The organism is Pseudomonas sp. CFBP 13711 (assembly GCF_014842265.1).
Classification (GTDB): domain Bacteria; phylum Pseudomonadota; class Gammaproteobacteria; order Pseudomonadales; family Pseudomonadaceae; genus Aquipseudomonas.
In genome coordinates this window covers 62288-81947 of record NZ_JACYVI010000002.1, presented here as the reverse complement: position 1 = coordinate 81947, position 19660 = coordinate 62288, and the positions used below count along the sequence as shown (strand labels likewise).

At 54.7% G+C, this 19660-nt stretch carries 15 protein-coding genes and 1 pseudogene; 11 read left to right on the top strand and 5 right to left on the bottom strand.

Translation table 11 applies throughout. The features are described from left to right. Positions 1-31 precede the first annotated feature (31 nt). Positions 32-952 carry an AraC family transcriptional regulator gene (locus IFT47_RS05295; protein ID WP_192171954.1) on the bottom strand — a complete coding sequence of 307 codons (921 nt, stop codon included), beginning with the start codon at positions 950-952 and terminating at the stop codon, positions 32-34. A 124-nt stretch (positions 953-1076) separates the two neighbouring features. Here IFT47_RS05295 and IFT47_RS05290 point away from each other — a divergent pair, with 124 nt between their 5' ends. From IFT47_RS05290 to tnpC (IFT47_RS05275), 4 genes are all read left to right on the top strand, one after another. Beyond that, positions 1077-2039 (top strand): SDR family NAD(P)-dependent oxidoreductase, encoded by a 963-nt coding sequence (locus IFT47_RS05290; protein ID WP_192171953.1) that lies wholly within the window; start codon positions 1077-1079, stop codon positions 2037-2039. A gap of 307 nt (positions 2040-2346) precedes the next feature. Then, positions 2347-2679, top strand: a complete 333-nt coding sequence (gene tnpA / locus IFT47_RS05285; protein ID WP_197983739.1) for an IS66-like element accessory protein TnpA — start codon at positions 2347-2349, stop codon at positions 2677-2679. Beyond that, the gene (tnpB, locus tag IFT47_RS27540) at positions 2676-3011 is read left to right on the top strand and encodes an IS66 family insertion sequence element accessory protein TnpB (RefSeq protein ID WP_192171951.1); all 336 of its coding nucleotides are present in this window, start codon (positions 2676-2678) and stop codon (positions 3009-3011) included. Before tnpA (IFT47_RS05285) ends, tnpB (IFT47_RS27540) begins: the two co-directional genes overlap by 4 nt. Positions 3012-3093: 82 nt before the next feature. Next, positions 3094-4641, top strand: coding sequence for an IS66 family transposase (gene tnpC, locus IFT47_RS05275; protein WP_192171950.1), 1548 nt, complete (start codon positions 3094-3096; stop codon positions 4639-4641). 30 nt (positions 4642-4671) lie between these two features. Here the strand turns inward: tnpC (IFT47_RS05275) and IFT47_RS05270 are convergent, their stop codons facing one another. From IFT47_RS05270 to IFT47_RS05260, 3 genes are all read right to left on the bottom strand, one after another. Beyond that, the gene (locus tag IFT47_RS05270) at positions 4672-5550 is read right to left on the bottom strand and encodes a DMT family transporter (protein ID WP_192171949.1); all 879 of its coding nucleotides are present in this window, start codon (positions 5548-5550) and stop codon (positions 4672-4674) included. Positions 5551-6082: 532 nt separating this feature from the next. Then, entirely contained in the window at positions 6083-6337 is a 255-nt protein-coding gene (locus IFT47_RS05265; RefSeq protein ID WP_192171948.1) for a hypothetical protein, read from the bottom strand. Further along, complete coding sequence (locus tag IFT47_RS05260; RefSeq protein WP_244655882.1) at positions 6334-7530, bottom strand: PIN domain-containing protein; 1197 nt, start codon at positions 7528-7530, stop codon at positions 6334-6336. The genes IFT47_RS05265 and IFT47_RS05260 overlap by 4 nt, the downstream gene beginning before the upstream one ends. 534 nt (positions 7531-8064) lie before the next feature. On the opposite strand from IFT47_RS05260, the gene IFT47_RS05255 reads away from it, so the two are divergent. The 5 genes from IFT47_RS05255 to tnpC (IFT47_RS05235) all read left to right on the top strand — a co-directional run bounded on the left by IFT47_RS05255 (position 8065) and on the right by tnpC (IFT47_RS05235) (position 15049). Further along, entirely contained in the window at positions 8065-8892 is an 828-nt protein-coding gene (locus IFT47_RS05255; RefSeq protein WP_197983737.1) for a Hachiman antiphage defense system protein HamA, read from the top strand. Continuing rightward, positions 8879-12400, top strand: a complete 3522-nt coding sequence (locus IFT47_RS05250; RefSeq protein ID WP_192171947.1) for a DEAD/DEAH box helicase — start codon at positions 8879-8881, stop codon at positions 12398-12400. Before IFT47_RS05255 ends, IFT47_RS05250 begins: the two co-directional genes overlap by 14 nt. A gap of 423 nt (positions 12401-12823) precedes the next feature. Then, the gene (gene tnpA, locus IFT47_RS05245) at positions 12824-13141 is read left to right on the top strand and encodes an IS66-like element accessory protein TnpA (protein WP_044310050.1); all 318 of its coding nucleotides are present in this window, start codon (positions 12824-12826) and stop codon (positions 13139-13141) included. Then, positions 13138-13473 (top strand): IS66 family insertion sequence element accessory protein TnpB, encoded by a 336-nt coding sequence (gene tnpB / locus IFT47_RS27535; protein ID WP_192171946.1) that lies wholly within the window; start codon positions 13138-13140, stop codon positions 13471-13473. Before tnpA (IFT47_RS05245) ends, tnpB (IFT47_RS27535) begins: the two co-directional genes overlap by 4 nt. 49 nt (positions 13474-13522) lie before the next feature. Beyond that, on the top strand, positions 13523-15049 hold the full coding sequence (tnpC, locus tag IFT47_RS05235) for an IS66 family transposase (RefSeq protein WP_192171945.1): 1527 nt from the start codon (positions 13523-13525) through the stop codon (positions 15047-15049). Between the two features lie 83 nt (positions 15050-15132). Here the strand turns inward: tnpC (IFT47_RS05235) and IFT47_RS05230 are convergent, their stop codons facing one another. After that, the gene (locus tag IFT47_RS05230; protein ID WP_192171944.1) at positions 15133-15663 is read right to left on the bottom strand and encodes a glyoxalase superfamily protein; all 531 of its coding nucleotides are present in this window, start codon (positions 15661-15663) and stop codon (positions 15133-15135) included. Between the two features lie 1178 nt (positions 15664-16841). Here IFT47_RS05230 and IFT47_RS05225 point away from each other — a divergent pair. Beyond that, positions 16842-17744 carry an FRG domain-containing protein gene (locus tag IFT47_RS05225; RefSeq protein ID WP_192171943.1) on the top strand — a complete coding sequence of 301 codons (903 nt, stop codon included), beginning with the start codon at positions 16842-16844 and terminating at the stop codon, positions 17742-17744. Between the two features lie 715 nt (positions 17745-18459). After that, positions 18460-19626, top strand: a pseudogene (gene umuC, locus IFT47_RS05215) (translesion error-prone DNA polymerase V subunit UmuC); the annotation flags it as partial. Positions 19627-19660: the final 34 nt, after the last annotated feature.

Here is a 19660-nt window from a genome sequence, read left to right as displayed (position 1 = left end):
ATGTACCTCGTCAGCCTACTGAAGATCAGCCCTACTGCTGGGATATGAGGGCCACTCTCTCTCTGTATTCACGAGGCGAACACGTCATAATGCGCTTGAAAGCGTGACTAAAAGCACTGTCGGAGTCATAGCCCAGCTTTTGTGCTATGGAGGAAATGGTAGTGCGGTTTGTTTTCAACAATCTCGTAGCTAATTGCATGCGCCAGCGCAAGACGTACTCTAAAGGGGCGACACCAGATTTTTGCTTGAATCGCAAAGCGAAGGTCGAGCGAGAAACACCCGCGATTTTGGCAAGGTTCTCTACTGACCAAGAACGCGCCGGATCGGCATGAATGGCTTGAATGGTTGCCCCGATACGTGGATCAGATATAGCAAGCAACCAGCTCGGTGCGGTATTTCCTTCTTGGATCAAATAAATTCGTAGAACCTGCACTAGCATGATGTGGCCGAGATGCTGAACCACAATCGAGTTACCAAGAGCCGGATTGGTAAGTTCATGAGCAATACGCTGCAAGGCCCAATTCAGCACGGAAGCTTGATCCGAACCACTTTTGATGACGGCGACGGGAGGCAATCCGTCAAATAGAAGGCGAGCCTCCTCACCGAACTCAAAACGTCCCCCGATCAGGAAAAACTCATCGGCTGTCCCACAACTGGCGATGCCATTGACGGCATGGCGATAAATCGCATCCGAGTGGATGGCCGGAAATGACAAGTCGCTGAGGAGTGAAAACGCCCGCTTGCGTGGCAAAAGAAAGCAGTCTCCGGCACTCAGTCGGATAGGTTGCTCCACGCCTTCCACCATAAGCCAACAAGTCCCTTCAACGATTGCATTGAACTTGATGCCGTCGGGTGGTGGAAAATCGATGGCCCAATCTCCACCAGCCTTCAGACCTGCAAAAAAGGAGTTATGAGTATGTAGAAGAGAGAGGGTTTCGGAAAGGGGATCCATAAGGTGCGTAGGACGATCTCGACAGATAATTGGACTTTGCTGCATTCACAGTCCCAAGTCTAGTCTAGACAATGGTGGCCATGGGTTTTGCCCCTATTCCATGTCAGATTCACAAGGACACGCCATGACCAGCAAACAGTCTCCCATCCACTCGGGTTACGGAGCGGTAACCACCGCCGCAGAGGTACTTGAAGGGTGCGATCTTTCCAACACCACCGCCATTGTCACCGGGGGGCATTCCGGCCTGGGCCTGGAGACGACAAGAGCACTGACGAAGGCGGGCGCGCGTGTCGTTGTCGCAGCGCGTGATGTAGACGCTGCTCGCGCAAAGACTAGCGGAATCTCCAATGTAGAAATCGAGCGACTTGATCTTTCCGATCTGACCAGCGTACGCGACTTCGCTCAGCGTTTCTTGGCAAGCGACCGACACGTCGACATCCTGATCGGCAGCGCGGGAATCATGGCTTGCCCGGAAATCCGAGTAGGAGCGGGTTGGGAGTCACAGTTCGCCATCAATCATCTGGGGCACTACGCCCTCGTGAATTTGCTATGGCCTGCGCTCAAGGGTCGAGCAAGGGTGGTAGTAGTGTCATCGGCGGGGCATCACCAATCGGGTATCCGCTGGAACGATGTGCAATTTACGCAGGGCTACGACAAGTGGTTGGCATATGGGCAGTCGAAGACGGCCAATGCATTGTTTGCTGTCCACCTTGATCGGCTTGGTCAACACGAGGGTGTCCGGGCTTTCTCCCTTCACCCCGGCAAGATTCTCACTCCGCTCCAGCGTCATCTGGCGCAGGATGAAATGATTGCCGCCGGCTGGCTAGACGTCAACGGCCACCTTGCCGATCCGACGTTCAAGACGACGCAGCAAGGTGCGGCAACCCAAGTTTGGGCCGCAACAGCTCCACAGTTGAATGGCATGGGAGGCTTATATTGTGAGGACTGTGAGATCGCTTCGCTGGATGCAAGCGAACCACCATCCTTTGTCGGCGTTCGGCCTTATGCCGCCGACCCTGATCAAGCCGAACGCCTATGGGCACTATCCGCTCAACTTACAGGAATTGACGCTTTTGAAAGGAAATGAGTGATCGGTACAGAATGTCCATACCTATGTTGCTATCTGTCCGAGGCTGAAGAACTTCTTTGGCTGCGCAGCGGAGAAACTGCCCATCGAGTCGCCGCCGCTGTCGCGCACGACGGAAGAACTGGGCAAAGACCCTGGGCGAACAGTTGGGATAGGGAAGGCGACTTCGCTGGACGGTTACTGTATTCACCCGGTTGGCAAATCGTATCCGTCCGGCCAAGTCATCTACCCGGCCCCGCAAAGACAAGACATGGTGTGCACTTAAATTTAAGTGGGCACCAGTTCTAGCCTTTTAAGCGGGTATTTCATGCAGCCACAACGCCGTTCCTACTCCAAATCCTTCAAAGTCCAAGTCATTCAAGAGTGCGCCCAGCCCGGTGCCTCGATTGCCAGCGTCGCGCTGAGCCATAGCCTCAACGCGAACCTCGTCCACAAATGGATTCGGGTGCAAACGCAAAAAAACACGGAGCTGCAACCTGCTTTTATTCCGTTACCCATGCAGCTAGCCGGAGCAAATTCGCAAGCTGCATCATCGAATATCTGCGTTGAAATCCCACACCCGCGTGGCACTGTCAAAGTGAACTGGCCGACCGAAAGCGCGTCTGCCTGCGCGACCTTTCTTCGAGACCTGTTGCGATGATCCGCATCGACTCCATCTGGCTCGCCACTGAGCCCATGGACATGCGCGCCGGCACCGAAACCGCTCTGGCGCGTGTGGTCGCCGTGTTCGGTGCGGCGCAGCCGCACTGTGCTTATTTGTTTGCCAACCGCCGCGCCAATCGCATGAAAGTGCTGGTGCACGACGGGTTGGGTATCTGGCTGGCGGCGCGCCGCCTGCATCAAGGCAAGTTCTTCTGGCCGGGTTCTCGACACGGCTCTCAGATGGAACTAGGTGCCGAACAACTGCATGCCCTGGTACTGGGTTTGCCTTGGCAAAGAGTTGGGCCAGGCAGCGCGATTTCCGTCATATAACGCCTGCCACGACCAGCCAGGCCGTGCAATTGTCCGATGAGCCTATCGTCGCTTTTTAGGCTGTTCTGGCAAAATCGGCGGCATGACTTCGCTTCCTAATCTCGACCACTTAAACCCTGAACAACTGCGCGCTCTGGCGGCGCAGTTGCTGCAGCGTGTCGAGAGTCTCGATCAGAAAGTCGAGACAATGGGCAAGCAAATCCACCACCACAAAACGGTCAACGAGAAACTGGCCTACGAGATCGCGCAGCTCAAGCGCTTCAAGTTTGCCACGCGCAGCGAGCAACTGAGCCCGGATCAAGCCAGCCTACTCGATGACCTGATCGACACCGATATCGCGGCCATCGAAGCCGAACTTGAGGCGCTGCAACCCGCTCCTGTTTCGACCGAGGCTCGGCAAAAACCTAAACGCACTGCCTTGCCGCCGCAGTTTCCGCGCACCTTGATCCACCACGAACCCGACAACAGCCACTGCCAGTGCGGCTGCGCCCTCAAGCGTATCGGCGAGGACGTCAGCGAGAAACTTGACTACACGCCAGGCGTGTTCACCGTCGAGCGTCATATCCGTGGCAAGTGGGTCTGCGGTCAGTGCGAAACGCTGATCCAGGCACCGGTTCCGGCGCAGGTCATCGACAAAGGTATCCCAACCGCCGGCCTGCTGGCCCATGTCATGATTGCGAAGTTCGCCGACCATTTACCGCTCTATCGTCAGGAGTCGATTTTTGGTCGGGCCGGTTTGGCCATCGCCCGCTCCACCTTGGCGCAATGGGTCGGCCGCTGTGGTGTGCAGTTGCAGCCGCTGGTCGATGCCCTGCGCGATGCTGTTCTCGAACATGGCGTAATCCATGCCGATGAAACGCCGGTGCAGATGCTTACGCCGGGCGCAAAGAAAATCCATCGCGCCTATGCCTGGGCCTACGCCACTAGCCAGTTCTCGGACTTGGCGGCGGTCGTTTACGACTTCAGCCCCAGCCGCGCCGGAGAGCACGCACGTAACTTCCTGCAAGGCTGGAAGGGCAAGCTGGTATGCGACGATTTTGGTGGCTACAAGGCCAGCTTTGAACTCGGCGTCACCGAGATCGGCTGCATGGCCCATGCGCGTCGCAAGTTCTTCGAGTTGCACGCCACCAACAAGAGCCTGCTCGCCGAACAGGCCTTGCGCTACATCCAGTTGCTTTACAAAATCGAGAGTGAAGTCCGCGACCTTGAACCGGATTTACGCCGCCGAATACGGCAAGAAAAAGCTGTACCGGTGATGGATGCTCTGCATGCCTGGATGATCGCCCAGCGGGATCTCGTGCCCGAAGGTTCGGCTATCAGCAGAGCGCTGGATTACAGCCTGAAACGCTGGGCAGCGCTGTCGCGCTACCTCGATGACGGGGCCGTGCCCATTGATAACAATTGGGCAGAAAACCAGATCCGGCCATGGGCACTGGGGCGCAAGAACTGGCTCTTTGCAGGTTCGTTGCGAAGCGGAAAACGGGCGGCAGCGATCATGAGCTTGATCCAGTCTGCGCTGCTGAATGGCCATGATCCTTACGCGTATCTGAAGGATGTCCTCATGCGCCTGCCGACGCAGCGGGCAAGTGATATTACCGAGCTGCTTCCACATAAATGGGCGCCCGTTTAATAGCGCAAGGTGTGTTGAACTGACGCGACCCTACGATCTGCGCCGGGGGGCATGCACGGTACTCGCGATTCGAAGCTCAGTTACTGCAAGCCCGAGAAGGATTAGCACCGCCCCTGCAAGTCTTTCAGGGGGCAAGCGATCTCCAGCTAGACAATAGCCAAAAAAACCACTGAAGAGAGGTTCGCAGATAAGTATCAGGGCGACCTTTTCAGGAGCTAGCACAGCCTGAGCGTGATTTTGAATTGCGTAAGCCAAGGCCGTAGCGAACAGCGCTAGTAATAAAATAGTGACCGTCGTAGGCAGTGAGCTTGGTAAAGAAAACTGGTTACTAGCCAAGCTCCATGCCATAGAAAGCAAGCCAACGATCGCCAGCTGTACAGACGCTGATGCCATGGACACGGCAGGCGTTGTGAAAGTCGAGATAATCACTATATGTACTGCGAAGCACGCTGCACAACCCAGAATTAGAAGGTCTCCGTAGTGCAGCGCGAACCCGTCAAGGCTCAGTAAGCCGAGCCCGACCACGGCAATTGCTGTTCCTCCTGCCTGTCTTGGACTAGGGCGTCCTCCGCCTATAAGATACACAAACAACGGTGTAAACACGGTACATAAACCCGTAATGAACCCGGCATTGGAAGGAGTAGTGAGGGCTGCACCTGACGTTTGCATTGAAAAGGCTGCAAAGAGCACTGTTCCTGCAACTACAGCGCCTACCCACTCGCGCGGCTTCAGATATCGAAATGAGCGGATTGAAAAGGGAAGAAGCGCTAAAGCCGCTAAGCTGAACATCCAGGCGTTCAGCGTGGATGCGGCCATGATTGCCAGCGTTTCGTGCTTAGCAACGAAGCTCCAGCCCCACACAGCCGTGACAGCAAAAAGCGCAATTGACCAAAGGGTTCGGTATGACATAGCCGGCTCCAAGGCAGGCATTTATACCGAATGCCTTGCCAAGAGCTGTATGTCAGCGGTACCCAGAAAGGCCTACGATAGTGGAGAGCAAAGGTGTTGGCAATCAATAATGCTCTCCCTGTGCAGCATGCTCGAACATGAATAGTCGGCGATTCGATCAACAATCACTATCTTGCCTAAATGACAATTCGAGGTAGGTCACTTCGCCGGACGCTTACGTAGGGCTAGAAATGGTGTCCACTTAAATAGGTGTCCACCATCGCCCTAAGCGTTGGGGCCAGGAAGGTGTGTTGGCCGGACGCTTACGGCAAATCTCCAATAGCAGAATCTCCGCCTTACTGAAGGCGAATCCATGCTGTTAAATCAGCTCTAGTCCATAAATTGCGGCCTTGGTTGTCTACGAGGTAGACTTCTCGCTTCCAGACAAACGCTGATCATTAAGCAAGACGTGTTGAGCAGACGCTAACCAATGATCTGCACCTGGATGATTTTGCTCAGGGTCTCTTTTGAGAGCAAACCGGCAAAAACTTCTTCACGACCCGACATCCTTCCCTTGTAATTGATTTTCCACTTCTTCCATTTCGACTGTCTTACCGCAGTTGTAACAGGTGTCAAAGTCCGGATCTGCTAGGCCAACGTCCCTTATCCATGAGCCTGGGTATTTTTCGATGCTCTCGGCAACGCGCTGCTGTTCTTCGGCCACGCACTGGTCACAAAGAGTGACATCCGGAAACGCCTCGATTTCTATGTCGGACGTGACATCGCCGACGATGGAACACCAATTCATTCGACACCCCCTTCCCAATAGTCCCGTAGCTCAGCCTCATTGTCCTCTTCACCGGAAGACGGCGCCAAATCCATCAGGTCGACGACCTGACTGGCTAGCGCTGGATCAACTGCGGCCAAGAATCTACTGGTCAATTTCAGGTAGAAATTATTGACATCATCATCCGACAGAACCCACCTCACCTGTGAGTTATCAACCGCGGCATTGAATAACAGCGTGGCATCGGTGTAATCCAACACATCCAGATAAGGTTCTAAATTCGCGATCGCTGCGTGCGTTGTTGCGAAACTTCCACTGTTTTCAAGATATCCGATTGCTTCTCGGATCTGCGCCGCTAAGGCGGGATCCTTGGTGGGGGGCTGCGGCGCAGCGGTCAATGTCGGTGGCATTGATGCTGTCGTAGTTGTTGCTGTCGGAATGGGCACTTGCGAAACCGGCGCCATCGGTATGACAGGAGGCGCCTGCTCGATGGCCACGACCTCTAACTGCTCTTGTTGGACCAGCTGCCTAAACCGACTCATCACCGCTTTAATAGTCGTATAGATGTGAAGTGAGCCGCCCTCTTTGAGCTTGGACCATTCCTCGGAAAGGTACTTTTTAGGGCGCACAGTCGTTTTGTCAAAGCTGGAAAATGGCGACGCGTAATCTCCATCCTTAGATATAACGTACAGATCGCCCGCAGGGACATGCATTAGAAGCGTCTCCCAATTATACCTGTCCCCAACGCCATCGCCTTTACCTGGTGGATTGCCTCTCTGCGACCGTTCCACTGCAAGGCGAAAAACCACGTCGTCTTCCTCGTATCGAGCCGCCTTGGCAAACAACCCGATTATCTTCTCATCCATGGGTAGTACGTTTTGTAAGGCCAGGCTCGTAGCATTCGCAATCAGCTGTTTACGCGCTTCTTTTGCACCATCAATTGCAGCCTGATACCGCTTTGCCGCGTCGGTACCCCGCATATGATTGGGTACGGCAGTAGGAAATTGACGTGACTGAAATTCTCTAACTGCATCATGCAGTTTCGACTCTCGGTTGCGCTCGAATTCGTTTTCCACCTGTTTTGGCAGGTGTAGGACTATCTTGTCCGCTCCGATGTGATCAAGAAGCTCGTCGACCACGCCGTCGTCGTCGTCGGGATACGTATACAGATTCAAAAAAATGTTCGTATCTATGAACAACTGCATTGTTGCCATGCCTTCTACCGCTCCCTAATCAAGGACTATCCATCGATCTGGCTTTTGTGGCTATGCCATCCTGGTGTCGGCACGCTGTGTATTTGTACCGTCATTAGAAGTCAAAAGCATGGCTAAATTGCCTTACTGTAAGCGTCCGGCAACGTCATCTAGCATAAGCCTATGCCGGCTAGGTGAAACCTCTGAAACTCAGTCCTAAAGAGGCTGCATGCCAGGTCTGGTATAAACCCGAAGGCGTGGCACTCCATCCTCTAGAGAGAAGGTCTACAGACAACCGTGAGCAGTTGAGCGTTGCATTTCACAGTGTTTACAGGCGCTCGATCAAAACCGAGGCCCTTCGCTCTACCGGAATTTCCCGAGCGCCCCCTACACAGCGCTCGCTTCGAGCAGGATAGTAGCGTCCGCAGTCATTTCCATCGTAGATTGACTGGGGAAACAACGCTACTGAACACCGTGAAAGGCTGAAATGCAAAAGAAACCAGCCCTCAGCCAATTTCAGTAACTGCGTGCAGCATGCATACTGGACAGCTTCAAGTGGCGCTGTACGCCTATGGATCAGAGCTAATTTGTCGAGGGATTGACGTGCCGCTATACAAGCGATGGTGCAAGTCCAGTAAAACCAAAGCCAAACGTAAATTCTATTGGACGTATGTGGAGAGGGCTGGCGGACGTGCTGATATCCATGATGATCTCTGCGAAACCATACGTTCGCACTACGATCACCTCGAACGAATAGCCGATGATGTCAAACGATTGGGTTTCGAGGTCGCTGGAAAAATCTTGAGCAAAGGAATGCCGCAAGACAAAAAGGGCCGCTCTGGAGACCTAGGTGAAATTTTGGCCACTGAACTGGTTGAGGAAGAGGTAGGACTGCGAGTTCCCGTCCGGCGTCTTCGCTATAAAGATGGCCGAAACATGGCAATGCGCGGTGACGACTTCATCGGCGCAGGCTACGACAAAAACGGCGAGCTTTCTTTGTTGAAAGGCGAAGCCAAGAGCAACAAAGCGCTCGGGAAGACGACGGTTACTAGCGCTCGCAAAGTGCTAAACCGTGACAGTGGCAGGTGTACACCTGATTCTCTGTTGTTCATAGCCAACCGTCTGCTTGAAAGCTCCGATGCCGCCGACGTACGGCTGGGCCGTTGCATCCGTGATGAGGTTGGTCTGGAATTGCTGCACGCCAATCAAATCAGCCACATGCTGTTTACCCTCTCCGGAAACGGCCCTCACCCATCTCTTAAGTCAGACCTAGACGCCACGGAAACTACCAGGGACCAGTACGTAGTCAACGTTCGTATCGAGGACCACCAAAACTTCATCACAGCAGCGTATGAAGGAGCGGAAGACCTTGGAAACGATTGACGAACTGACCACATTCTTACGAGCTGCGACCGAGGAAGGCATATTCGGTCGCCTCCTCTATCGTGGCGAAGCATGGTCGTTAATGCGTGATCGCGGCGTGTTGGCTCCCACCGCCCCGAGTTTCGCCTCAAGCCTCGAGACCGATCTCGCTGAGCACGGGTTCGCCCTGCTTAGGGGAGCAATGGCTCTACGGGCTCGTAATGGGAGTTCAGATCTAACCTCCAAAGGTTTCGAGCGTGCGGCGAATGCGTTCGAAGCACTGATTCGAAACGGGGACCTAGAGGCGCACGAGCGCGGATTCCGTCGTACGATTGCAGCTGCTGCATACCATCTCGCGGGCTTCTCCGCAGTCGCCTACTCTCTCTTCAATGAGTCTGACAACGACCTCAACATGACTCCGGGCGAGACGGCCTTACGTCACCTCATACTTCGTGATCTCAATGAACTCCAAGACTTCGTACGCGATTGGCTTGGAGATCCGTTGCATGGCGACGAACACGTTGCCGAGATGCTGCGAACCGAGGAATCTGACGTCGACGACACCTTGGCCATAGTTCTGAATTCGACTATATGCAGAGCGCTGGCGTACTTCGATTTTGCGCTTGAAACCGGTGAAGGCGAACCCATGGATAAGGCGCGCTCAATGCTAGAGACCGCCGTCAGACTTGCTGATAACGCCGGGAACATTCCGCTTTGGTGGACCTGCAGCCTCTGCAGCCATTTGATCGATGACTTATGGAAGCACTCACTCCACAACACCATTCCATCTGAGCTACCAGGCGCTCCTGAAGAAAGTTTTCTGGATTTGCGGCAAATGTTTATTTCCTCGCTCTATGCCCGCAAAACGTCAGAGGTCGAACTATGGCCTTCTCAGCGTGAAGCCGCTTTAAGATCAACTGACGTCACTGATGATCTGGTTGTCGCGTTACCAACCAGTGCCGGCAAGACACGAATTGCTGAAATAGCAGCACTCATGAATTTATGTTTAGGACAACGGGTTTTGATCGTCACGCCACTTCGTGCGTTGTCTGCTCAGACCGAACGCGAATTCAAGAAGACCTTCGCTCCACTGGGATTTACCGTTTCGTCGCTCTACGGCGCCAGTGGCGTTTCAGCGAGTGACGATGATGCTCTAAGGACTCGGCATATCATCATCGCCACCCCTGAAAAGCTTGATTTCGCTTTGCGCAGTGATGCAGATCTCATCAACGACGTCGGGCTAATCGTCCTAGATGAGGGCCACATGATCGGTCCGAGTGAACGGGAAATCCGCTATGAAACTTTAGTGCAGCGGCTACTGCGCCGGTCAGACGCAGAGGACCGCCGAATCGTATGCCTTTCAGCGATCTTGCCCAGTGGTGACGAGCTTGATGACCTCACAGCATGGATCCGCTCAGACAAAGAAGGTCAACCTGTACGTAGCAACTGGCGCCCTACGCGCCAACGTTTCGGGGCGCTCACGTGGCGCGGTTCTAGCAAAAATGCAATTTTGAGATTGGATCTCAACAGAAGAGGTCCATTTTTAGATAAGTTCGTTTCGGAAAAACCAGCACGAGGAAGGGAGAAAATCCCTTATCCTCGCAAAAACTCCCACCTCACTTTGTTCGCAGCATGGGAATTTGCGAGCCAGGGCAAACGCACTCTCATTTTTTCCACGCAAGCGAATTGGGTGGAAGGTTATGGGAGCCAAATAGTGGATCTCTGCAAGCGGGGTTATCTGGAGTCATTGCTGGACGCCGAGGCTCCAATCGCTCGTGCAATGGAAGTGGGCAAAGAATGGTTAGGTGAGGGCCATCCCGCTGTTGACTGCCTCAAGTGGGGAGTAGCGGTGCACCACGGCCGGCTGCCGAGCCCATTCCTTCGAGAACTCGAAATCCTCCTGTCTGCGGGTGTCCTCAAGGTCATCATTGCTTCACCCACTCTGTCACAAGGGCTGAACCTGAATGCCGCTGTTCTCCTCGTTCCCGCGCTTTACAGGTCGGGGGTAAAGATCAAAGGCGAGGAATTCGCCAATGTTGCCGGTCGCGCAGGCCGTGCCTTTGTTGATGTCGAAGGATTGATTGTCCATACAATGTTTGACAAACCGACCGAGCGCATGCGCGCCTGGCGCCACCTGGTTGCCTCCGCCAAAGCGCGGACGCTGAAGAGCGGCCTGATCCAAATCGTCGCCGAGATCATCGATAGACTTGCGAGCGATGGCGTTTTGGGCCGCACAGACGCTTGGGAGTACCTCGCCAATTCCCGCGAGGCTTGGCGGTCGCCCGATGAGCAGAGCAACGTAACTGAGCATCTGGGTTTCCCTACAGAACTCGGGGCTGATGACGGCGATGAAACCTTTGAGGGCCAAGACAGCGCGGACGAGGAAAGCACGAGCCTAGGTAAGGAGCCTCTCTCCCAACTTGTCGAGCGCCTTGATGCAGTCGTATTCGGCTTAATAGAATCGCTGGACGCCGAGGAAGAAGATCTCCCAGTGCTTCTGGATCAAGCGCTCCAAGGGTCTCTGTGGGCTCGCCAAATTAAACGAGAAGACGACGGTGAGGCCCAATTGCATGCTCGAATATTTCGAGCGCGCGCGGCCCTTATTTGGAAGTCCACCTCAGCGCAAACTCGGCGCGGCCATTTTGCCATGGGCGTCGGGCTCGAAGCAGGCTTGGCTATCGATGCCATGGCAGCCGAGTTAGCAGTAATGCTCGACCAAGCAGACTTGGCAGCGCTCAACGGGGACGTCGATACTCTTGCTGGCGCGCTTTGCGGCTTGGGAGAACGGTTGCTGGTGATACGGCCATTCATACCAGACAAAGCAAACGCGCTTCCTGTGAATTGGAGAGACATTCTTCGTAGCTGGGTTTCGGGCGGCGATGTAGGTGAGATAGGGCCAGAGAACATGCGAATCGTGGAGGATGCATTCACGTATCGCATGGTCTGGGCGTTAGAAGCGATCCGAACCCGCCGCATATGCCTTGGATGGTCCCCAGATATCGTGGCAGGCGGCGCTGCTGCTGCAATCGATACAGGAGTACCAAGGTTCATGATGGCTATGCTGATTCGCGCAGGCCTGCCATCACGGCGCGCAGCAATAGCGTCAGTTGAAGACACTGCCCCCGTCTTCGTCACCCCCGCCGAGATGCGGGCTTGGCTTGAGTCTGATGAGGTCGTTGCCTATACCGATGCCGGGAGTTGGCCGACCCCCGATACCGCCGCACTCTGGACAAGATTCCGAACCGAGGCACTTAGTGGCAACATTCAACGATGGTCTATAACTCGCTACAAGCGCCTGCTCGATCATGGGAATATCCCATCGGCGGGTCTTTATCGAATAATAACCGACGAAGGTGATGGACGGACTTGGCTAGCAACACCTGACTATAAACTGGTCTCTACTTTCAAAAAGCCGGCGCTTGATCCCAAACCTAGTCTCTTCTGGGGCAGAGTGCATGGAGACGACCGACTAGTCGAAGTAATTCGCGTGGGTCGTGGAAGGTTGCGCTGGCCACGCGCAAATAGCTGAGGCCCGCTCTAAATGCTTTCGTACCTGAGCGGTGCGACCTCACCGTAACCTAGTGGCTAAGCGTTACGACTGTTTATATCCAAATCATGATGGCAAAAGACCATGCTAACCTTAGCCTATAAGATCGGAATATCGACGAGAGCTAGGCCCAGCAAATGACCGAGTCATTTTCCCGCAACGAAATCGAATGCAGTCTCGCTGAACTACAGTCGCGTGTCGGCATAGCACTAGCCCCCTTATCGCTAGGACTTTCATGCGCCAACGAAGCTCTTACCCCAAACCATTCAAAGCCCAGGTCGTCCAGGAATGTCTGCAACCCGGAGGTAAGCGGATGGCGAACACACCTACCGAACTCCAGTATTTAGGGCGATGGTGTCCGCGTATTTTTAAGCGGACGCGATCACCCTTATCGCCAGGATTTCCATGCGCCAACGCAGCTCTTACCCCAAACCGTTCAAAGCCCAGGTCGTCCAGGAATGCCTGCAACCTGGAGCGACGATTTCCAGCGTAGCCATCCATCACGGCATCAATGCCAACGTGATCCGCAAGTGGCTACCGATTTACCGGCATCAATCTCCTGCAACCTTGCCGGCTTTCGTTCCGGTAAAAGCGGTACCAAGACGAGCAACAGAAGAGATGGTGATTATCTCGCTGCCTCTGGGCGATAAATTCATCACCGTTAAATGGCCAGCCTCGGATCCGGACGGCTGCGCGTGTTTTATTCGTGGCCTGGCCCAATGATTCGTGTCGATTTCATCTGGCTCGCCACCGAGCCCATGGACATGCGCGCCGGCACTGAGACCGCGTTGGCCAGAGTGGTCGCGGTGTTCGGTGCGGCGAAGCCGCACTGCGCTTACCTCTTTGCCAACCGCCGGGCGAACCGGATAAAAGTCTTGGTGCACGACGGCGTCGGTATCTGGCTGGCGGCGCGGCGCTTGAACCAAGGTAAGTTTCATTGGCCAGGCATCCATCGGGGGACGGAGGTCGAACTCGACCCCGAACAACTTCAGGCACTGGTACTTGGATTGCCCTGGCAACGAGTCGGTGCGGGCGGCGCAATCACATTGCTTTAAACGCTCCTTTCAGCTGTAGCACTCGGGCTGCTTTGGTAAAATCCACGGCATGACTTCCTTGCCCGATCTAGACCAAATGACTCCTGAACAACTGCGCGCACTGGCTGCGCAGTTGATGTCCAAGATCGACACGCAGGACAGAAAGATTCATCGTGATGAGACGATCATCGAGCAACTCACTCACGAAATCGCCATTCTCAAACGCCACAAGTTCGCCAAGCGCAGCGAGCAGATCAGCCCGGCGCAAGGCAGCCTGCTCGACGACCTGCTCAATACCGACCTAGAAGCCATCGAGGCGGAGTTAAGAGCACTTCGTCCTGCACCTGCGCAGACAGAACCACGCCAGCAACCCAAGCGTGCACAGTTACCGCCGCAGTTCCCGCGTACCGTGATCCATCACGAGCCAGACAACACCCAATGCACCTGCGGCTGCCAACTTCAGCGCATCGGCGAAGATGTCAGTGAGAAGCTGGACTACACGCCGGGGGTGTTCACTGTCGAACAGCACGTTCGTGGGAAATGGGCCTGCCGCCAATGCGAAACGCTGATCCAGGCGCCGGTGCCGCCGCAGGTAATCGACAAGGGTATCCCCAAGGCGGGCCTGCTGGCCCATGTGATGGTGGCCAAGTTCGCCGACCACCTGCCGCTGTATCGACAGGAAAAGATCTTCGGTCGTGCCGGTCTGGCCATCCCGCGTTCGACCCTGGCACAGTGGGTGGGCCAAGCTGGCGTGCAGCTTCAGCCCCTGGTCGATGCGCTGCGCGAAGTGGTGTTGGCCCAGCGCGTGGTTCACGCCGATGAAACGCCGGTACAAATGCTGGCGCCAGGCGAGAAGAAAACCCACCGCGCCTATGTCTGGGCCTACAGCACGACGCCGTTTTCGGCACTCAAAGCCGTGGTCTACGACTTCAGCCCCAGCCGTGCCGGCGAACATGCGCGTAACTTCTTGGGCACCTGGAACGGCAAGCTGGTATGTGACGACTTCGCCGGCTACAAGGCCAGCTTCGAGCTGGGCATCACCGAAATCGGCTGTATGGCCCATGCGCGCCGCAAGTTCTTCGACTTGCATATCGCCAATAAAAGCCAGTTGGCGGAGCAGGCGCTTCACTCGATTGGCGGACTGTACGAAGTCGAGCGAAACGCGAAGGAAATGAGCGACAAAGATCGCTGGCGATTACGCCAGGAAACAGCGGTGCCCATCGCCGAAAAACTGCATGAGTGGATGCTGGCCCAACGCGAACTTGTGCCCGAGGGTTCGGCCACGGCCAAGGCTCTGGATTACAGCCTCAAACGCTGGGTAGCGCTGACGCGCTACCTGGAAGATGGTGCTGTGCCCATCGACAACAATCAAATCGAGAACCTAATCCGGCCTTGGGCGCTTGGGAGGTCGAACTGGTTATTTGCCGGGTCGCTACGCAGCGGCAAGCGGGCGGCGGCGATCATGAGTCTGATCCAGTCTGCGCGGCTCAATGGGCATGATCCATATGCATACCTGAAGGATGTTCTTACACGCCTGCCGACGCAACGGGCGAGTGAGGTTGATCAGTTGTTGCCACATTGGTGGACGCCTACCTAACCACGTAAGTGGATTTAGGTAGGCGCTATTCCGCTAGCTATAGGATCCGAGACGGATCAGATCCAATCTAGCGTCCAGCGGATTCAGCTTTGGCAGAATCTTATCCGATTACCGAAAGGGTCATAAACCTCCAGAACCTGCCCCCATCCCTGCTGGACAATATCCGGACGACCGTATCCATACCGTTTGCAAAGTAGCTCATCACGAAGCATTTCGATATTTTGCATCGGAACAAATATCGTCGACCCTGGACTGGCATCACCATGATGTTCGGACAAGTGGAGCTGTAACCCGTTTCGATTGATCCCTAAATACAGCGGTAGATCCGCTTCGAATCGGTGCTCAAACTCGACGCTAAAGCCCAGAAAATCAATATAAAACTCGCGGGCCTTGGTTTCGTCAAATATTCGCAATATGGGAATTGCTTTGTCGAATGTGACAGCGGGTTGAGGATTTTCATCCGGGAGCATCGCTGATGCTACGTTCCAGTCCTTATAGCCCAGTTGCTGTGCCACCAGTTCGAGTGCAACGGAGTGCGACACTTCCTGATTGCGCTTCTCCAACGAAGCACGCAGGCTCTTGGCCATCTGTTTGGCTTTCTGGATTGAAGACATTATTTCTCCTGGAGTCGAAGCATTTTGGTGCTCGCCTTGCCAAACCTCGACCATCAAGAGAGATACGATGTGGTTTGTAAAAATATGCTTTCACCTTTCCTTTACGGAGCGAGCGGCTGGCAGCATCGGCCAGCCCTGATAATACACAACCACTAATAAAGGCGAAAGTTTGTGTCAGCAGGCCGCGTAAAATCACGCAAGGTGGGTTAACCGGGCGCATACGACGCGAGCTCAGCAATGTGCTGTCTGCTGGACATGTTGCGTGCTGTCGAGGAGCTGATCAACTTACACACGATTGACTGGGATGACGATAAATTCGAGCTGCAGCTTTTTGGGTTCCCTGTCATACGGAGTGCCGAGAGCATGCTTCTGCTCAAGAGCATTCGCAAGAGTCTGGCAACCCGGCTAGAGCAGCCCCTCGTCGATAGACTCATAATGTTGATCCTTCAGGGGGCTGCCATCGGTATGGCGTTTATGCTCCATGGTCCGACTGAGGCGGCGAGTGGCTTTCAGACTCTCGCGACTATGATGGGCTACATGCAGTCGAGGCGACGGCATCTCGTGGGATTACTGCACTTCATTCCGAAAGCGTGTCGAGGGTGCGCATTCCACACCATCCGGCCACCCAGCCCGCCAACATCCGGCCACCTATTCCACGCTCATCCGGCCAGGCAGTCGGAGCGCAGCGACGCAGGTTCGCATTGTTAGTCTGAAGTCCCTGCCGCCGTCAATTTCGTTGCGCGCCTGCGCATCGACCAGTAGCTGAAATCCAGTAGGGTGCCGCTCATATTGCCCACCGTCGCAGGTGTGCTACAAAAAACTGCTGAAGACGCCAATGCTCTGAGGGTCGGCCATCGCTCAAGGTTGCAACATCTCCGCCCAGTATTTGTCTCTTACCTAGCTGCCAAGTTATCTGCAGGAAATACGGCACCTGACCATTACCAAGACCGGGCTGTTCACAGGCATTCCGCATGGCGCCGCCGTGGTGCTGTGCATCGTGATCGGCAAGTTAAGGTCTTTCCTTGCTGCGCAGCCACACTCGGTGTCGGCCTAGGCTGGTAGTAGTCGTTGAGCAGCCGGAGTGGATTCGTCAGACTCTGGCGCACCTCATCGAGCGATTGTCGTACAGCCACACGCGCTTCATACAGAAACTGTTCCCCCCTTAGCAAGAGGCTAACGTGAAGACATTTACAGCTCGGACGCTCGTAGAATTTGTAAAAATCATTGACGGGCTGAAGGCCGATGAACCCAATTCGTTGTGGTATCGAGGCCAATCTAATGCCAGTCACCAGCTCATACCAGGTGCCTTGCGGAATATCCATCCGTCTCACGACCACCTCGGCGAAGAGATTGACGACTCGGTAGTAAGAATTAGCAGTGGCGGGATTTATTCGGGCCCGGACTCAGAAAGGATGCTGCAAGAATTCAAACAGCTCGCAAGACCCTTCCTTGAGCAACAACCCTTGAACGACTTCGAATGGATGTTTATCGCCCAGCATCACGGCTTACCGACTAGACTGCTTGACTGGTCAACCAACGCTCTGGTTGCCCTGTTTTTCGCGGCCCAAGGTGCTCCAGCACGTAAGGGTAATGGGATCGCAGAATGTGAGCGTTTTGAGGAAGAACATCTGAGTGATGAAGGCTTCGCTGTGTTCTCTATCGAGCCATCGAAGATCAACGAAAAAACAGTTTTGACTGCCAGAACGATAGATATCGCCTCGTACGCAGAAGACTGGGGAAAATACATCGCCCCGATGTCCAAGGACTCCACAACGCTTCCGGTCTGCATCACCGCCCCACACATGACAACTCGCATCCGAGCGCAAAGCGGTGCATTTACTCTACACGGCGCACAGATCCCGCCGCTTGATTACTACACCGCCTTGCAAGACCTCATTATAAAGATTTTCATACCCTACACGGCTACAAGAGATATTTTGGCAAGCTTGGCGAGAATAGGTATTAACCAAAGCTTTATCTATCCCAGCCTCGACTCGATTACTAAAGATATAGCAAGCACCGCCAACCTGAGGTACGCAAGCTCTCGCAGCAAAAAGAAAGTTAAGCGATCCACTCATTAAACAGCATTTGCCGTGCACCGCAGCAGCGTGGCCAATTGCCGTAGGAATTATTGGTATCAATCAAGCAGCACGCCGTTGGTAACCCACGGCGTAATCTGCGACCGCGCCCAAGCTTGTAATCTCTCTCCCTCACTCTTGTTGCCACCATCGCCCTTATTTAGAGAGATTGGTAGGCGTGTTCACCGGTCGCTTACTCACGGACTCGCGGCGCTAAGCCTTCAGAGACTTGAAAAAATTTCTCCAACTTGGCTTGTCCCTTGCTGAGTTGTGGGCAACTGCATTGGCATCAAACCAAAGAAACGCTTCTTGGGCTTCGACAGCCACCGTCTGGTTAGTCATAGAAGATGACTTCAGCCATCGCCATAATGTGCGCTGACCAGATGAGGCGGGCGCTTTCTTCCACTATGAGGGGGCTGTCCGCGCTTGATCCGGTTCTTGAGACTGCGCAGTGGGATGATCCTGGTTCGCTTATGCGAAGTGATTCCATTTCCTCAAAACGATCGCAACGCTCCGGATCATCGGGAAAGCCTGTTGATATGCGCAATTTAATATCCGCATATCCATATGTATGTATTGCACAAGCCGCCATCTCAGGTTTCCCAAATCGCATCAGGACACACAAGATCAGGCGAAAAAAAAGGAAAAATGTTAGCGCAATAAAAACTATATAAATCATAATCTTATAGCTTACTAATAGTTAGGGTCATTCAGATATAACGACGGTTGCGTGATTGCCCGAAGCTATGACGCAAAGCCCTTCGTGAAGATGGGTGCGCCTTACTTTCAGATCAAGGACCAATTACGCCGAGACGGTGTGATCGCGTTCAGCAGCAATTACGCGCTGTATGGCGACATGAGCGAGCGGGTCATGAGCATTATCGAATCGATGGTCCCCGCGCTGGAGGTGTACAGCATCGACGAGGCCTTCGCCGACCTTTCTGGCATCCCCGGCGACCTGACGGCGTTCGGCAGGCAGATTCGGACGACCCTCTACAAGCGCACCGGCATTCCGGTGGGCGTGGGGATCGCTCGCACCAAAACACTGGCAAAACTCGCCAATCACACGGCAAAACGCTTGCTGGCGAAGACCGGCGGGGTGGTCGATATCTGCGATCCGTTCAACCGTGACTGGACGTTGCGTAACACGGACGTCGGCGAAGTGTGGGGCGTGGGCAAGCGCATGAAGGCCCATCTCGAAGTCATGGGGATCAAGACCGCGATGGATCTGGCGAAGGCCGATCCCTGGACGCTGCGGCAGAAATTCAGCGTTGTGATCGAGAAGACTGCGCGCGAGTTGTCCGGCACTCCATGCCTGGAGTTGGGGGAGGTCGATCCGCCGAAGCAGGAGATCTGCTGCAGCCGAATGTTTGGAAGCCGTTTGACGACTATCGAGCCCATCAGGGAAGCCGTCGCCACCTATACCCAGCGCGCCGCGGAAAAGCTCCGGGCACAGAACTCGTTGTGCAAAAAAATCCGGGTCAGTATCCGAACGGGGATGTTCAATCCTGAGGAGGCCAAATATGCCAACGGCGCTCTGGTCGAATTGCCGTACCCCACCAATGACGTGCGCTTGATGACGAAAGCGGCAACGGAAGCGGTCAACCGGTTATTCCGGGAAGGCTTCAAATACAGCAAGGCCGAAGTCCTCTTAATGGACCTGCGGCAGCCCGGCGAATTTACCGACGACCTGTTCGCCCATTCGCAACCCGTGGAAGCCGAGAAGGTGATGAACGTGCTGGATGAGATCAATGCCAAGTGGGGGCGTGGAACGCTGCGCGCGGCGAGTGTGCCGGCTGTCCCTGAGTGGGCCATGCGGCGGGATCTGATGAGTCAAAGCTTTACGACACAAATCGGTCAGCTGTGGATCGTGAGGTGCAATTAGGGTCATCGCTGTCAGAAACGAGCGTTGCACGTGG

Bases quoted from the DNA above. Each gene is read 5' to 3' on its own strand.
- IFT47_RS05295 (WP_192171954.1), bottom strand. From the start codon at position 952: ATGGATCCCCTTTCCGAAACCCTCTCTCTTCTACATACTCATAACTCC.
- IFT47_RS05290 (WP_192171953.1), top strand. From the start codon at position 1,077: ATGACCAGCAAACAGTCTCCCATCCACTCGGGTTACGGAGCGGTAACC.
- tnpA (WP_197983739.1), top strand. From the start codon at position 2,347: ATGCAGCCACAACGCCGTTCCTACTCCAAATCCTTCAAAGTCCAAGTC.
- tnpB (WP_192171951.1), top strand. From the start codon at position 2,676: ATGATCCGCATCGACTCCATCTGGCTCGCCACTGAGCCCATGGACATG.
- tnpC (WP_192171950.1), top strand. From the start codon at position 3,094: ATGACTTCGCTTCCTAATCTCGACCACTTAAACCCTGAACAACTGCGC.
- IFT47_RS05270 (WP_192171949.1), bottom strand. From the start codon at position 5,550: ATGTCATACCGAACCCTTTGGTCAATTGCGCTTTTTGCTGTCACGGCT.
- IFT47_RS05265 (WP_192171948.1), bottom strand. From the start codon at position 6,337: ATGAATTGGTGTTCCATCGTCGGCGATGTCACGTCCGACATAGAAATC.
- IFT47_RS05260 (WP_244655882.1), bottom strand. From the start codon at position 7,530: ATGGCAACAATGCAGTTGTTCATAGATACGAACATTTTTTTGAATCTG.
- tnpA (WP_044310050.1), top strand. From the start codon at position 12,824: ATGCGCCAACGCAGCTCTTACCCCAAACCGTTCAAAGCCCAGGTCGTC.
- tnpB (WP_192171946.1), top strand. From the start codon at position 13,138: ATGATTCGTGTCGATTTCATCTGGCTCGCCACCGAGCCCATGGACATG.
- tnpC (WP_192171945.1), top strand. From the start codon at position 13,523: ATGACTTCCTTGCCCGATCTAGACCAAATGACTCCTGAACAACTGCGC.
- IFT47_RS05230 (WP_192171944.1), bottom strand. From the start codon at position 15,663: ATGTCTTCAATCCAGAAAGCCAAACAGATGGCCAAGAGCCTGCGTGCT.